Origin of the sequence: Saccharospirillum alexandrii (assembly GCF_004000275.1) — a bacterium.
In the GTDB taxonomy this organism is placed as follows: Bacteria; Pseudomonadota; Gammaproteobacteria; order Pseudomonadales; family Natronospirillaceae; genus Saccharospirillum; species Saccharospirillum alexandrii.
In genome coordinates this window covers 294,029-309,163 of record NZ_RCIP01000002.1, presented here as the reverse complement: position 1 = coordinate 309,163, position 15,135 = coordinate 294,029, and the positions used below count along the sequence as shown (strand labels likewise).

The window sequence follows — 15,135 nt, the reverse complement described above, 5'->3', positions numbered from 1 at the left end:
TAAAATAAACCAAAATGGTTTAAGTGTTAAAAATAAACCCATTTGGTTGATTTATGAGTTCAGCTATCTAAACTGCAACTATGAACCGACTGATTGTAATAGCCGACATTGTTGCCTCCAGAGCGATTACCGACCGGGCTGACGTTCAGCACGATCTTAAAGCGGAATTGGATCGCTTGAACCGGCAAGCTGATGGCCTGCTCTCACCCTATACCATTACCCTGGGCGATGAATTCCAGGCAGTGCTGAGTACGGCCGGTCGTGTCTTTACCGATATGCTGGCCATTCGGGCGGCCATTTACCCCGTCCGGCTGCGTTTTGCCGTGTCGATTGGCCCCCTGGCCACACCCATTAACCCGGACCAGGCAATCGGCATGGACGGCCCGGCCTTTCATGCTGCCCGGGAAAGCATCGAACAGCTTAAACAGGGTGACCATCAGCTGGCTCTGGCTGGTGAATTTCCAGGCCAGCCACAGGACCTGATGCACAGCACCCTGAATTTACTCGACCGCCACTGGCAGAGCTGGCAGGCCAATCGCCTGGTGATCTTGCACCGTCTGCTGCAGGGCGATACCGTAGCGACGCTGGCTAAATCACTAAAGATCAGTGAGCAGGCGGTCTACAAGAATATTCGCCAGGGCGGGCTGGACGATGTAACGGAGAGCATCCAAACCCTGACCCGATACCTGGATGCGGCCCTGGCAGAATAACCAGAGGTTGAGGTTTGCTTTGGTGCCAGGAGCCCGTGCCTGGCACCGGGTAGGCCTCTCCGGGGTCGGGCGGGGTGCCGCCCACTCAACCCGTCCATGGGGCCTAGGCTTCGGCATCCCTGCCTCAGACTACCCCGGAGAGGCCAACCCGGCACCTGGCACTCAGCTGGTTGCTAGCAATGACATTAGAGCACTTAATGAGGGAACAAATTGGTGACATCTTTATTCCTGCTAACCATTTGGTTGCTAACACGGCTGAGTTTCATTCGCTACGATCAGCGTCTCCGCAACCGCTTGCTACTGATTCTGGTGCTAATCCCCATCATTCTTGCACCTGCCTTGGCGCTGGGCGTCACATCGGTGCTTTGGTCGATACTGGCTGCCACAGCCCTGATTTTTTCCGAGAAAGTCATCCCTGAACGGTTGTTAGTGCCTGGACGCATAATGGGGTTTGCTTTAGTGGTACTGGCAACCTTGCTGATGCCGTTGCCGGAGCTGAGCTCATGGTCGGTATTGGTAATCGACTGGCTGGGTCTGACTACAGAGCAAATGACCATAGGCCTGTGGTGGTTACTTGGCTTTTTGCTGGTTGCCGGGGAGGCGAATTTACTGATTCGGTTACTGTTCCACAGCTTCGACCTGGAACCCATGAGTAAGACACCGGAGCTAACTGAGACCGAAGCGCCAGAGGCGATTGAACTGACCATAACAGCAAGTCAGAACGCGGAACCGGAAATCGACCAGCGCGAGTACAACGCCGGTCGCATTATCGGCATTCTGGAGCGTTGGCTGATGTACATTGTTTTGGTCGGCAGTCAGCAACAGGGTGCGGCATCCGGGTCTCAGTACAGCATCATTGCGGTCATTTTGGCGGCAAAAGGGTTTGCCCGTTTCCGGCAACTTGAGGAGCGTGCTTTTGCGGAATATGTGTTGATTGGAACTCTGGCTTCGACTTTGTTAACGGTGGCGGTGAGTTTGTTGATCAGTAGCCAGGTAGTGTGATGAGTTAGAAATTCGTGCCCATTCTACCACTTGCTATCCAAGGAGCGCCGCGCTCCGATTGGCACCGGGACTAAGGTGGCCGATCAGGCATATTCTTCTATCACGAATTTCTAACTCATCACACTAGCCTGCCCCGAGTTTCACTCCCCAATATCCTCATTCCACAGATCAGGCCGCTCGCGGATGAAGGTTTCCATCAGGTGGATGCAGCCCGGCTCCTGGCGTACGTCCAGCTCCACACCGCGGCTGGTCAGCAGCGCTTCGTCGCCCTGAAACGTCTGGTTCTCACCGATCACCACTTTGGGAATGCCGTACAGAAGAATGGCGCCGCTGCACATGGGGCAGGGCGACAGCGTGGTGTAGAGCACCGATTCGCGATACACCGACGCAGGCTGACGACCGGCATTTTCAAGCGCATCCATCTCGCCGTGCAGAACCACGCTACCCTGCTGAACCCGGCGGTTGTGGCCCCGGCCAATGATTTTGCCTTTGTGTACCAGTACCGAACCGATCGGGATGCCGCCTTCGGCGACGCCTGCTTTTGCCTCATCGAGCGCGGCTTGCATGAATTCGTCCATGTTGGACTCCTGTGAATGGGGGTATAACCCGCAAACTAGCGGAGGGTGGGGTGGCACGCAAGCGAGTAATACAACTTCAGTCACATTTCAGGGTCAGTCGGAGTGCTAGACTGTAAAGACGTTTCAATGACACAGACTAAAAGGCAGTAACGCCATGACCCGGATTGTGTGGGTAGAAGATCAGTCCCACTGGGTCGAGCGGTTTAAACCGACGCTGGAAGCGACCGACTTTAACGGGTCGCCGACCGACGTCACCGTTTTCAAGTTCGCTGAAGCCGCTTGCCAGTATATTAAGCAGTGCCCCGATGCCGATGCACCCGACGTCGCCTTGCTCGACGCCCATATGGGCGGCAACAGCCACGCCGGTCTGACTGTGTCGCGGGCACTGCAGAAGCGCTGGCCGGACTTGCCGGTGGTGTATTTGTCGGAGCACAGCGGTACCGACATCGAGCAGGCGGCGTTTGAGCAGAATGGCACCCTGGATTTTATCGCCAAGCACCAGCGCAATGTCGAAGCCGTGTTGTGCTGGCGCATTCAGGCGGTGTTGCGTCAGCAGCGCCATCAGCCTGGCGAAATAGCCACAACGAACAGCGATACCTTGCGCAGCGGCTCGCTGAGCATCGATACCCGTACCTGGGAAGTGTTCTGGCAGGGCCATAAACTGATGAACCCAACCAATCCGCGCCGGCCACTGGCACCGACGCCCCGCAAGATCCTGCGTTTTCTGGTGGAAGCCGCGCCCAGCCCGTTGTCGACCTGGCAGATTGCCGATAAGCTCGATGCCGACCCGGAACGGTTTTCCTACGCCAATTACCGGCAACACATCCGTACCCTGAGGCGCGCCTTCGATCAGGTTGAAGCAGGTGACGGTGGCTTTACCGACCGTTGCCGGGAAGGCATTGGTATCGTCACCTTTGGCGACCAGGAAGCCTACTGCTGGAGGCCAGACCATGACCTTGCGCGCTGATACCGATAGACCTTTCAAGCCAAGCTGGCCACAGCGGTTCAGTGTGCTCAGCAGTTTTTTCGGACTGGGTCTGGTGGCGTATTTTTATCTGATCACCGAACCTGACCTGATGGCATACTACCAGGTGCCTGGCTGGGTGCTGGATCCGCGCCTGAAAATGGCTCTGTGCGCAATATTTGCGATATTCCTGATTAACGATGCGCACCGTTATTCCCAGGCGCGCCGTCAGCAGAAACAGCAATCGCGCCAGTTGCAGGATGAGTATGACAACCTCTGGCAAAGCCGCAAACAACTGCAGCACAAGGTGCATACCTATGCGGGCCATGCCGATAAACTAAAGCTGTTTATCAGCGACAAGCTGCTGGAATACATCGAGTATGATGAAAAATTCTTGCACTTTAAAAGCATTGCGGCCGAGGTGCGGCACAACGGCGTGATCGGTTTCGATAAGGTGCAATCAGCGCTGGAACAGGCGCTTGCCCAGCCCCAATTGAACGAGGCTGATCAGTCACGAACCCGGGAGGCTTTGCAGCAACTGCGGTACGTCTGGGACCTTCTCGATCTGGCCACCACCGACAACATTGCCCTGCACCTGGCCAATCAATTGTGCGATCTGGAAGAACCCTATTACCAGCAATCCCTGAATCCGGAATCGGCCGATTCACATGAGCTGCAACCTACGTTTTCTCCGGTAGCCGGTCTGGTGCGGGCGCTGACCCCACTGTTGAATACCCCCGACTCTCTGCACCAGGCGGTGGCTGAAGGCTTGCCCTGCCAATGGCAGGATGATCCGTCGTTCTGGTTGTCGATGGAGCCCTGTGGTGTGGTGCTGGGGAATGAAAACCACTGGGTGCTGCTTCTGGAAAACCTGCTCAAGAACGCTCAGTTCTTCAGTGGCAAGCGACCCTACCGGCACAAGTACCGTCGTATTGGCGTTCGGCTTGCTGAGCATTCGGGCAAAGTACGGTTGCAGGTGTTTAACAGTGGCCCGGGTATCAGTGAGGAGGACAAAGCCAAAATTTTTCAACTGGGTTACTCCACACGCCGGGTGAAGGAAAACCACGGTAAGGGGTTGGGGTTGTTTTTTGTTGGCGAAATTGTCAAAGGCTACGATGGCGCGGTCGCTATTGAAAACATTGATAACCGGCCCCGCCAGATGACGCTGCGGCTCGAGTTTGAAAACGGCGATGTTCATACCGATTCGTTTTCCATCGACGTTGAAGACGACTTGCCGGTGTGTCAGCGCCATGGCGAGACGGGTACCGAGAAAACACTGAGCTGGTCGTTTGAGCAACGGCTGCGCTCGGTCGAGGTATCGTCGGCCGATGCCCACCAGCCGAACAGAAAACGGCTGGATTCGTCTTCCCGCAGCCTTAACTGGCTAGACCCGCAACGACCGGATAACCCGAGCTGGGTGCTGGACATTAATCTGGCGCGCAAAAGTTCCGGCATTCAATTCACGCCGCTGGATGTCCGTGGCGTGCAATTTACGGTAGAGCTGCCACTGGCGGCGTCACGTCTGGCCGAGGACGCGACGCTGGAAGACCTGGAGACCATTGATGTTGACCGACTGAACCAGCCGTTTGAGGCGCTGGATCTGTATCATGAATCCAATCATTGAATGCCTGCGTCAGACATTAACTCGCCGCCATCCGGGTGTCTGACTTTTCTCCATTGTCAGATCCCGTTATTCTGAATCTGAAACTCTCGCCTCTGACGATAAGGATCGACTCAGTGACCCGTTTATTGTGTGTATGTATTCTGTCTTGTGCCCTGGCGTTGACCGGCTGCAGCAACCTGGCTTCACAACCGGACAGCCGGATCGACTGGCCCGCGGAGCTGGCTGAGCCGGCAACCTTAATCGACCGGCTCGATCCGGATGTCATCAGCTACGTCCGGCTACCCAGCCCCAGCGCCTGGATAACCGCACCAAAGAACAACGAAATGGGTGACCTGCTGGCGACCGATGCCAATCGGGCTGCCGTTACTACGTTGCTGGAGGCACTGCGTCAGCAGCTGGCACCGCTGGGTACGGATGGTGCAATGGCCGGCCTGTTGCTGGATCGGCTGCGGTCACCGCTAGAGATCGCCGTGCGACTGCCCGGTGACACCGCCCTGACCGGGGCTGAACTGCAAATGTCGGCGCGGCTCGATTTTGAAACCCGTCTTGCCTTTGAACAACAGCTCGGTAACCTGCTGGAGGAAACCCCCCTGGTGAGGCAATTGGTTCCGGCAACCGCCGATGCCCCGGGTCGTCTGAGCCTTGGCGTTATGCCCGCCTATTATCAGTTTGATCCGCAAACCCGGCGGTTTACGATGTCGGCCGGGTTTGGCAGCAGTGCGCAAACGCTGACGCAGCTGGGCGAGGTGTCCAACCCCGATCACCCAGCCGTCAAACGTCAGGCCGAATTGGAAGACAGTCGGTATGGGGTGTATCTGTGGGCCAATACCGGCGCTGTGATTCATCAGTTGGAACCTCTGTTGCCCGCAGCGCAGGCCAGAGAGCTGGAGTCGCTGGGCATCATGAGCAGCGAGGAAGTCGCCATGTCCATGGGGTCGCGGGCAGGCAAGGGACAGACCACCCTGCTGTTACGGGGAAGTGAAGGCCCACTGTGGGATCTGGCGCTGCCGGATAGCCCGGCCACTCGCGTGCAAAGTCTGGGCGAGCCCAGTTACTATTTTTCCACCGTGTTACCGGATGAGGACTGGGTACGGCGGCTGGCGTCCGCATCGGACATGTCGTTGCGCGACCTGAACCAGCTAACCACCAAAACCGGCCTGAGCTGGACGGCGGTTGTGGCCGGGCTGACAGGGCGTATCAGTGTGATTGCGGATGATGCCGGAAGTTACCTCGCCTTTGAGCCAACCGATGCAGATGCCTTTGCGAGCCTGCTGGATGAACTTCGCTTTCGCGGCTATACCGAGACATCTTCATTTTCGACGGCAAGCGGCCCTATGAATCGTTTGCAGTTGCCGTTGTCAAAACTGTGGCTGGATCAGGAGATGCCATTGGCGTCCGACTGGATAATGCGCAGCCAGGATTCTCAGGGCTGGTATTATGAACAGGCGGGTATCTGGTACTTCGCCACCGTGCCTCAGGTGCTGCTGGCCCGGCAGCAGTCTGCACCAGAGGTGGCACTGGCGAGCTGGAACCAACAGGAGGCCGACCGGCCAACGCTTCAGTTCACCGGTCAGTTCGACTCGTTGATTCAAACCAACTATCACTATTATCTGGAAGGGCTGCAAACGCTGGCCCACATGCTCGATGCCGAGATCGATATGCTGGCGTTTCCCGTTGCCCGGGTCGCGCAGTTGCCCGGCCGTTCCCAGGCCAGTGTGTCGCTCACCTATCGCGAGAATACACTAAAGGCGGTGTATGGTTACGAGACTCACCCCTTGGATCCGTTGCAGGGTTCGATGGGCGGTATAGCCGTTATCGGCATTCTCGCAGCTGTCGCGATTCCTGCGTATCAGGATTACGCAGACCAGGTTGCGCACTTTTCTACCCTCTGATCATTACCTGTTATAGCCGTACCTTTGACTGGCATTCCAGTTGACGGTACGGCTTTGTTCCTCAAATAGAACGGTTCGTTCAGTGTTGTATGGTCACTTTTCAGACAATAAGACTGTAAAACGTGATCCAATTCACGTTTGCACGAGTAGTATGAAAGTTAAGCAGTATAACAAACGTCGATTTCGCGGTTTGAGGTGAGCATGGAAGGCATGGAAGGTAGTTACGATATTTCGCTGGTCAGTTTGTCCTATCTGGTGGCCATACTGGCGTCTTATTGCGCTTTGTATTTTGGAACCCAGCTAACCCGGGTAGAAGGCAATAAGCGCCGAATCTGGTTGATATTGGGTTCGTTGTCGATGGGTCTGGGTATCTGGAGCATGCACTTCATTGGCATGGGCGCTTACCAGATGAACATGCCGATGACCTACGATTTGACCATGACGGTTGTCTCATGGATCGCTGCCGTATTGGCCTCGGGATTAGCCTTATTCCTGATCAGTAAGTCCGTAGCCGGCGTCGGCGTACTGATAGTGGGCAGTCTGGTTATGGGAATGGGTATTGCCGTAATGCATTATCTGGGTATGGCGGCAATGCGCATTACCCCCTCGGTCAGTTACGATCCGTTCTGGTTCACGGTGTCCATCGTTATTGCAATCGGTGCCTCCGGTGCGGCCCTGGCCATTTGTCGCTACACGCAACGTTTGGTGGGGCGCCAGGCCGTCGGCTTTCAGGGCATCGCCGCCCTGGTGATGGGTGCGGCGATCTGCGGTATGCACTACACCGGTATGGTGGCTGTCATATACCCGCAAGGTGCCATGCCAGCCATGAGCAACGAGTTGACGGGTTCAGCGATTGGCACACCGATCATCCTCGCGTCCGTTCTGTTCATTGTGTTTTCACTGCTGGCGGTTTACAGCGATATCAAAGCACGCAATAACGAAGAAGAATGGAATCGCCAGGAAGCTGAGCGGGTCAAGAAAATGGCCTTCGTCGATGAAGCCACCGGTTTACCGAACCGGTCACGACTGGAACATCACCTGCTTGAGTCACTGGTGGAAACCGGAGGAGCGGCGTCGCCATTCACCCTGGTCATGCTGGAGATGTCGAATTATCGGGAATTATCTGCTGGAATGAACAGCGAGACGCTGTACCAGCGGCTACACACGCTGTCGGAGCAGATTCAAAAACTGATACCGGCCGGGGTGTATCTGGCGCGTTATTCCAACGCCACCTTTGGCCTGGTGATTCATGATGCCATTGACTCGACGGCCGTTAACCAGACGTTCGGCGCGTTGAGCAAGGCGCCAACCGCCCTGAAAGTTACCGGGTGGACTGTGAATTGGAAGGCTGGCTTCAGCCGATTCCCGCAAACCGGTCACTCCAGTCGTATGCTGATTCGCGAAGCTCTCAAAACGGCACCACTGGCGGAGTTGTCGAATGACAAGGCGCCTGCGATGGAGTCGGGCGTGCAGATGCTGATTAACTGAGGCAGGCACGCGATGCTTTGAGCAGAGGCCGCCCGGGGTGAAGCGGCCTCAGACTTTGAACGTTACCGTCGCATCCACGACCACGATGCAACTGCAGGCCAGAATCTCACTGTCACCGCACCAGGCCAGCGGGTCCTGCACGTAATCGACCGATCCCTTCATCAAGACCATGCGGCAGGCGCCGCAATAGCCTTCACGGCACTGATATGGCACCTTAAACCCTCGCTTTTCCAGTTGCTGCAAAACAGTCACCGGTTCAGGCGAGGGGAATAGGGTAATGCGGTGCGTCTGTGACGCGTTCGGGTTGACCTCTCTGGTCACAACTCGAAGTCTTCCAGAGCGCCGGTGTCGACATCGCTTTGCAGGGCACCGACCAGGTACGTACTGATCTCGGTTTCCTGAGGCGCTACCTGCACCTGGTCGCTTTGCAGCCAGGCGTCCATCCAAGGCAGCGGATTCTTGGGCGAACCAAACGCCGGTTCCAGATCTATAGCCGCCAGGCGCTGGTCGGTAATGTGCTGGACGTATTGCGCCAGAATGTCGGTGTTCAGACCAATCATTGACCCATCTTTGAACAGGTAAGCAGCCCACTCTTTCTCCTGCTCGGCCGCATCGATGAAGATCTGGCGCACGTTGTCGCGTTCTTCTGCGGCGATCTCAGCCATTTCCGGGTCGTCGTGGCCACGCGCCATCAGGTTCAGCATGTGCTGGGTGCCGGTCAGGTGCAGGGCTTCGTCACGGGCGATCAGGCGAATGATCTTGGCATTACCTTCCATTCTTGAACGTTCGGCAAAGGCAAAGCTGCAGGCAAAGCTGACGTAGAAACGAATGGCTTCGAGCACGTTGACCGAGGCCAGCGTTAAATACAGCTTCCGTTTCAGGTCGCGCAGTGCCTTTTTGCCATCTGCACTGGCTTGCCATTCGTCGGTTTGTACCTGGAAGCGCTGGGTCGCTTCAATCAGCGCATCGTAGTAGCGCGTGACCGTTGTAGCACGTTCAACAATGGCCGGGTTGTGCACGATGTCATCGAACACCTTGCCCGGCTCGGTCAATACATTACGCATGATGTGCGTGTACGAGCGCGAGTGAATGGTTTCACTGAACGCCCAGGTTTCGATCCAGGTTTCCAGCTCGGGCAACGACACCAGCGGCAACAGGGCCACATTGGGTGAGCGACCCTGGACGCTGTCGAGCAGCGTCTGGTATTTCAGGTTGCTCAGGAAAATGTGTTGCTCGTGCGCGGGCAGGGCAATGAAGTCCTTGCGGTCGCGCGTCAGATCAACCTCTTCCGGACGCCAGAAGAAGGAGAGTTGTTTTTCGATCAGCTTTTCGAAAATTGGAAACTTCTGCTGATCGTAGCGCGCCACGTTCACCGTCTCGCCGAAAAACATCGGCTGACTGAAGGTGTCGAACTCGCGCTGGTTAAACGTTTGATAAGCCATTCATGCTCCTCAGATCTTGCACGCGCCGCTGGCGCAATCGTCATCATCCATGGCACTGCCGGCACCGTCGCGGGTGTTGTGGTAGTACAGCGTTTTGACACCGAGTTTGTAGGCCGTCAGCAGATCGTTGATCAACTGTTGCATCGGGACCTTGCTGCCGTCAAAACGGGAGGGGTCGTAGTTGGTGTTTGCCGAGATCGACTGGTCGACAAACTTCTGCATGACACCCACCAGGTTCAGATACCCCAGGTTGTTCGGCTGTTGCCACAGCAATTCATACTGGTTCCTCAAGTTGGCGATGTCGGGCACTACCTGTTTCATCACACCGTCTTTCGACGTTTTAACGGAAACCAGGCCACGCGGCGGCTCAATACCGTTCGTGGCGTTAGCGATCTGTGAACTGGTCTCTGAAGGCATCAGCGCGGTCAGAGTCGAGTTGCGCAGACCGTGCTCTTTAATACGGGCACGCAGGTCATCCCAGTTCAGTTTCAATTCGGTATTGCAGACTTTATCGAGGTCTTTCTTGTAGTGATCGATCGGCAGTTTGCCCTGGGCGTACTGAGTCTCGCTGAAGCCCGGGCAGGCACCGACTTCTTCGGCCAGCACACTGGAGGCCTTGAGCAGGTAGTATTGAATGGCCTCGAAGGTATCGTGCGTCAGTTCCAGTGCGGAACCATCCGAGTAACGCTTACCGTGTTTGGCCAGGTAGTAGGCGTAGTTGATTACGCCAATGCCGAGGGTACGGCGCTTCATCGAGCCCAGTTCGGCGGCTTTAACCGGGTAATCCTGGTAATCGAGCAGGCTGTCAAGCGCACGCACGATAAGTTCGGCCAGCGGTTCCAGCTCGTCCAGCGATTCGATCGCCCCCAGGTTGAAGGCGGCCAGTGTACAGAGCGCAATTTCACCGTTTTCATCGTTGATGTCGTGCAACGGCTTGGTCGGCAGGGTAATTTCCATGCACAGGTTGCTCTGACGCACCGGGGCCTGTTTCGGATCGAAGGCACCGTGTGTGTTGCAGTGGTCAACGTTCTGAATGTAGATACGACCGGTTGACGCACGTTCCTGCAGCAGCGTGGAGAACAGCTCAACCGCGGGAATTTGCTGCTTGCGAATGTCGTCGCGTTGTTCGTATTCAGCGTACAGCTGCTCGAATTTTTCCTGGTCTTCGAAAAACGCATCGTACAAGCCGGGAACATCCGATGGGCTGAACAGCGTGATCGGCTGGTTTTTGATCAGACGGGTGTACATCAGTCGGTTGATCTGGACGCCATAGTCCAGTTGACGCACGCGGTTTTCCTCGACGCCACGGTTGTTCTTCAACACCAGCAGGCTTTCGACTTCCAGGTGCCAGAGCGGGTAGAACAGCGTTGCCGCACCGCCACGTACACCGCCCTGAGAGCAGCATTTAACCGCCGTCTGAAAGTGCTTATAGAACGGAATGCAGCCGGTGTGAAAGGCCGCACCACTGCGAATCGGCGAGCCGATGGCGCGAATGCGACCGGCGTTGATGCCGATGCCGGCGCGCTGGCTGACGTAACGAACCACGGCCGCCGAGGTGGCGTTGATGGAATCGAGGCTGTCGTCGCTTTCGATCAGTACGCAAGAGCTGAACTGACGGGTAGGCGTACGCACACCGGACATCACCGGGGTTGGCAGCGACAGTTTGAAGGTCGACACCGCTTCATAGAACTTCTGAATCGTATCCAGACGGGTGGCATTCGGGTAGCTGGCGAACAGGCTGGCCGCGATCAGAATGTAGAGAAACTGAGGCGATTCGTAGATATCACCTGTCACCCGGTTCTGCACCAGGTACTTGCCTTCGAGCTGCTTGACCGCCGCGTAAGAGAAGTTCAGGTCGCGCTCGTGGCGCAGAAAGCCTTCCATCGCCTCGTAGTCGGCTTCGCTGTAATCGGTAAACAGGTGCGCGTCATATCGGCCGTCTTCGACCATTTTCTCGACATGCTGGCGCAATGTAGGCGGCTCAAATTGACCGTAGGCGCGCTTGCGCAGGTGGAAGATCGCCAGGCGCGCGGCCAGGTACTGGTAATCGGGGTATTCCTCGCTGATCAGGTCAGCGGCGGCTTTGATCAGGGTTTCATGAATGTCGGAGGTGGTAATGCCGTCGTGCAGTTGCAACTGGGCTTTCAGCTCAACCTGGGAAACGGATACCGAGTCCAGCCCTTCAGCCGCCCAATTCAGTACTTTGTGGATTTTGTCGAGATCGAGGGGTTCGCTACGTCCACCGCGTTTTTTGACTGAAATGGTTGCTGTATTCACCTGCGCTTCCTCCGCTGTAGGGGCTGCATCGGCAAATGGCTGGCAAAACCAACTGAATGACTGCATAAGTTGGTTTTGCCAGTGTAGACCACTTCGCCTGACGCGTTATGTATGGATTGCATGGGCGGGGGGTCTGAAACGGACCGGGAAGGCTGAGCTGAATCACGCTACCAGCTGCGTTTGCAGCCGGTGTTTGACAGCACCGCCAAGAGGCACTGCATGGCCAGAATTCCCTGTAAAGACCCGGTTGAGCGGAGTACCCGTGGTAGCCCGCTCAAATCACCGAATGCCTATATATGGTGTTGTTTTGGTGGCGGCCTGTCAATATATAGATGTTTGCAAAAAAGGGATGCAAGTATTTACTCGCTCTGGAAAGCCCTGATAGTGGGGTTCCTGAGCGGTAAATTTTCTTCGTAAATATGAGCGGCTAAACACCGGCTATCGTCCAGACACCAAAGCCAATAAACAACAGGCAGGCAACGATGTGGGCGGTGCGAACCGGCAGGCGTTGCATCAGCCAGTTGCCAGCCAGAATGACCGGTACATTGGCGATCAGCATGCCCAGTGTTGTGCCCAGCGTCACCCACAGCGTCGACTGGTACTGAGCCGCGAGCAAGACCGTGGCGATCTGGGTTTTGTCGCCGATTTCGGCAATGAAAAACAGAATCAGCGTCGCCGCAAAAGCGCCCATGGATTCAAAGCGGCTTGGGCCGCTGTCGTCTTTGTCCGGAATCAGCATCCACAAGCCGACGGCAATAAAGCTGCCGCCGATGATCCAGCGCGCCCAGTCGCCAGGTGTCCACTGACCGAGCAAGGTTCCCAGCCAGGCCGACAAACCATGATTGACCAGGGTGGCAACCAGAATACCCGCAACAATGGCCCAGCGGTTGCGAAACCGGGTGACCAGGAACAGGGACAACAGTTGGGTTTTATCGCCGATTTCCGCGAGGGCAACGGCCAGGGTCGAACTGAGAAAGGCTTCCATGATTGCATTCCGGGGCGGGGAGCATTACCAAAGGCAAACGCCACAGCCCCACCCGGTTCTGTGTCGTTTGCCTCAGGTCTCATCAGTCCGGCGGTCTGCAACACACGCAACGCCGGATGCGACCACCATGAACCTTCGGTTCAATTATGTTGATGGCCGCGCCGGCGGGTACCGGCCGATTACTCCCCCAAGACGGCGCGCAGTTTACCCGGCTGCGGCAACTGGGGCAACCTTGGGACGGTTGATGAAGTTGATGGTGAGCAGCACCAGCATCAGCACCACACCGGCAACCTCGGCAATAAAGTTCGGGTAGAAGATGGCCACAACCCCGAGTGACAACAGGGCCCGCATCCAGTTGCGCATGGGGCCAAAGAGGTAGCCCTCAAGCGCCGAGGCAAATGCGGCCAGTGCCAGTATCGCGATGAAGCCATTCCAGAGTACAAGTGGAACGGGCCCGCCCATAATGATGGACGGATTAAACACCATGAACAGCGGAATCAGGTAGAGCCCCTTGGCGAACTTCCAGGCCTGAACACTGGTTTCCATGGTTTTACTGCCCGCAATGGCCGCCCCGGCGAACGCCGCCAGGGCCACGGGGGGCGTCACGTTGGAGTCCTGTGAATACCAGAAGACGACCAGGTGGGCGATCAGCAGCGGAATGCCGAACTCGTTGGTCAGTGCCGGGCCGACCAGAACGATCAGGACGATGTAGCTGGCGGTCACGGGCAACCCTAGCCCCAGAATCAGACTGGCTACCAGCACCAGTAACAAGGCCAGCAGAATGTTGCCACCGGAGAAGGCGATCATCATGGATGAGAATTTCAGGCCCAGCCCGGTCAGACCCACCACGCCGACCACAATGCCAGCGACGGCGCAGGCAATACTGACCGATACGGCATTCCGGGCACCCAGTTCCAGGCCCTGGAGCAGCTTAACGCCACCGTTACGCAAGGTGCCTCGTACTTCTGTGGCGAGTTGTCCGTTCTGCGTTCCGCGTCTATAGGCCAGCCAGAGGCCATTCAAACCGGCCACTGACAAAATGCTGATGATGGCGTAAAAGCCGACCCGCATGGGCGAGATCCCGAGCACCAGCAGCCAGACCAGCAGCAGCAATGGCACCAGGAAGAACCAGCCGCGTGCCAGCACATCGCGAATCTTGGGCAGCTCACTCTTGGTCTGGGGTTGCAGCCCCTGCTTGACCGCGATGATGTGCACAAACAAGTACACCGTTGAAAAATACAGCAGCGCCGGAAACACGCTGACTTTCACGATTTCCAGGTAGGGCAGGCGAGTGTACTCGGCCATTAGAAAGGCGCCGGCACCCATCAGAGGAGGCATGATTTGCCCACCGGTACTAGCGGCCGCTTCAATACCACCGGCCTGGGCCGGTTTGTAACCGAGTTTCTTCATCAGTGGGATGGTGAACGCACCGGTCGTCACCACGTTGGCAATGGCACTGCCGGAAATGGAACCCATGCTGGCAGAGGCGAGCACGGCTGCCTTGGCGGGGCCTCCACGTTGGGTGCCAGTGGCAGAGTAGGCAAGATCAATAAAGAACTTGCCGGCGCCGGTGACTTCCAACAAGGCCCCAAACAAAACAAAGATAAACACAAAGGTGGCTGCAACGCCCAGTGGCAAGCCGAAAATGCCTTCCTGACCGAGATACAACTGTGCCGCGACCCGGTCGAGCGAATAGCCGCGGTGGTTAAGAATGCCGGGCAAAAACTCGCCCAACCAGGGCAGGTCACCGCGCGACCCGGCCAGCGCGTAGGCAATCGCCAGGGTGCCGATGATGGTCAGGCCGGTGCCTACAGCCCGACGGCTGGCCTCAAGCACGGTGACGATGCAGATAATGGCGAAGAGGATGTCAGTGTCCGACCAGAAGCCGGCCCGGTTGATGATGTCATCGAGAAACCAGACCAGATAGAAACCGGAGGCCGTGGATGCAACAAAGAAAATGCAGTCGACGCCCATGGCGATGGGGCCCCTGGGTTTGCCTGGTTTTGGACCAAACAAAACGAACGTGAGCATCAGAATCAACATCAAGTGTATGCCGCGCTGATAAAACAGGCCCAGCGGTTCGATGCCGGCGCCATAGAGATGAAACAGTGACAGGCTGATGCCCAGAACGATGACCAGCCAGCGCCAGACGGCGGGCCCGGGCATCAACTCG

12 protein-coding genes are annotated in these 15,135 nt (G+C 56.7%); 6 read left to right on the top strand and 6 right to left on the bottom strand.

Translation table 11 applies throughout. The features are described 5' to 3' along the window. Positions 1–80: 80 nt before the first annotated feature. Positions 81–710 (top strand): SatD family protein, encoded by a 630-nt coding sequence (locus EP166_RS09215; protein WP_127556531.1) that lies wholly within the window; start codon positions 81–83, stop codon positions 708–710. A 213-nt stretch (positions 711–923) separates the two neighbouring features. Then, complete coding sequence (locus EP166_RS21300) at positions 924–1,712, top strand: hypothetical protein (RefSeq protein ID WP_220432532.1); 789 nt, start codon at positions 924–926, stop codon at positions 1,710–1,712. Between the two features lie 140 nt (positions 1,713–1,852). Here EP166_RS21300 and EP166_RS09205 read toward each other — a convergent pair whose 3' ends face one another. Continuing rightward, positions 1,853–2,290: a nucleoside deaminase gene (locus EP166_RS09205; protein WP_127556530.1), complete on the bottom strand. Its 438-nt coding sequence runs from the start codon at positions 2,288–2,290 to the stop codon at positions 1,853–1,855. Between the two features lie 154 nt (positions 2,291–2,444). Between EP166_RS09205 and EP166_RS09200 the strand changes: the two genes are divergently transcribed. The 4 genes from EP166_RS09200 (at position 2,445) to EP166_RS09185 (ending at position 8,258) form a co-directional block, all read left to right on the top strand. Continuing rightward, positions 2,445–3,257, top strand: a complete 813-nt coding sequence (locus EP166_RS09200; RefSeq protein ID WP_127556529.1) for a response regulator transcription factor — start codon at positions 2,445–2,447, stop codon at positions 3,255–3,257. Beyond that, positions 3,241–4,878 carry a sensor histidine kinase gene (locus tag EP166_RS09195; protein ID WP_127556528.1) on the top strand — a complete coding sequence of 546 codons (1,638 nt, stop codon included), beginning with the start codon at positions 3,241–3,243 and terminating at the stop codon, positions 4,876–4,878. The genes EP166_RS09200 and EP166_RS09195 overlap by 17 nt, the downstream gene beginning before the upstream one ends. A 113-nt stretch (positions 4,879–4,991) precedes the next feature. Then, positions 4,992–6,770, top strand: a complete 1,779-nt coding sequence (locus tag EP166_RS09190; protein WP_127556527.1) for a hypothetical protein — start codon at positions 4,992–4,994, stop codon at positions 6,768–6,770. 210 nt (positions 6,771–6,980) lie between these two features. Next, positions 6,981–8,258, top strand: coding sequence for a sensor domain-containing diguanylate cyclase (locus tag EP166_RS09185; protein ID WP_164743884.1), 1,278 nt, complete (start codon positions 6,981–6,983; stop codon positions 8,256–8,258). Between the two features lie 48 nt (positions 8,259–8,306). On the opposite strand, the gene yfaE is transcribed toward EP166_RS09185, so the two are convergent. The 5 genes from yfaE to EP166_RS09160 all read right to left on the bottom strand — a co-directional run bounded on the left by yfaE (position 8,307) and on the right by EP166_RS09160 (position 15,128). Continuing rightward, positions 8,307–8,579 carry a class I ribonucleotide reductase maintenance protein YfaE gene (gene yfaE, locus EP166_RS21620; protein WP_281276780.1) on the bottom strand — a complete coding sequence of 91 codons (273 nt, stop codon included), beginning with the start codon at positions 8,577–8,579 and terminating at the stop codon, positions 8,307–8,309. After that, entirely contained in the window at positions 8,576–9,700 is a 1,125-nt protein-coding gene (gene nrdB, locus EP166_RS09175; RefSeq protein ID WP_127556525.1) for a class Ia ribonucleoside-diphosphate reductase subunit beta, read from the bottom strand. The genes yfaE and nrdB overlap by 4 nt, the downstream gene beginning before the upstream one ends. A gap of 9 nt (positions 9,701–9,709) precedes the next feature. After that, complete coding sequence (gene nrdA, locus EP166_RS09170) at positions 9,710–11,977, bottom strand: class 1a ribonucleoside-diphosphate reductase subunit alpha (RefSeq protein ID WP_246026258.1); 2,268 nt, start codon at positions 11,975–11,977, stop codon at positions 9,710–9,712. Positions 11,978–12,404: 427 nt separating this feature from the next. Further along, positions 12,405–12,962 carry a TMEM165/GDT1 family protein gene (locus EP166_RS09165; protein WP_127556523.1) on the bottom strand — a complete coding sequence of 186 codons (558 nt, stop codon included), beginning with the start codon at positions 12,960–12,962 and terminating at the stop codon, positions 12,405–12,407. Positions 12,963–13,166: 204 nt separating this feature from the next. Further along, on the bottom strand, positions 13,167–15,128 hold the full coding sequence (locus EP166_RS09160; RefSeq protein ID WP_127557883.1) for a TRAP transporter permease: 1,962 nt from the start codon (positions 15,126–15,128) through the stop codon (positions 13,167–13,169). Between the last annotated feature and the right edge of the window lie 7 nt (positions 15,129–15,135).